Source organism: Limosilactobacillus reuteri subsp. porcinus (assembly GCF_036621895.1).
GTDB lineage: Bacteria > Bacillota > Bacilli > Lactobacillales > Lactobacillaceae > Limosilactobacillus > Limosilactobacillus reuteri_J.
Genome location: NZ_LN887360.1, coordinates 1 through 284, shown reverse-complemented (window position 1 = coordinate 284; position 284 = coordinate 1). Strand labels below are relative to the sequence as shown.

Annotated in this window: 1 pseudogene; it reads right to left on the bottom strand. The window is 41.2% G+C overall.

The window, feature by feature from the left end:
* Positions 1–64 precede the first annotated feature (64 nt).
* A pseudogene (locus tag AACL61_RS02680) lies at positions 65–284 on the bottom strand (IS30 family transposase); the annotation flags it as partial.

Below are 284 nucleotides of genomic sequence, written 5' to 3'. Positions count from 1 at the left end.
ATGATACCTGATGTCACGCCGAGTGGCGTTTTTTATTTACCACCAACTGGGTGGCTAACTTCATTCTATAATCCACCAATTCTTTCCCGTTATCAAAAGTAATTGATTTAACAAAGTGACGTGGCAGTTTAGCGAGCCATTGATCAAGCTGGCAATTCACTGCATCGTCTGTTTTATGATGAATATTAAGGACAATCATTACTTTGGATTGTCGCTCTACTAGCGTCATTACCGCTCCGCGGTGAGCTTTACCTTGAACTGTATCAGCTTCAAAGTGTCCAAAT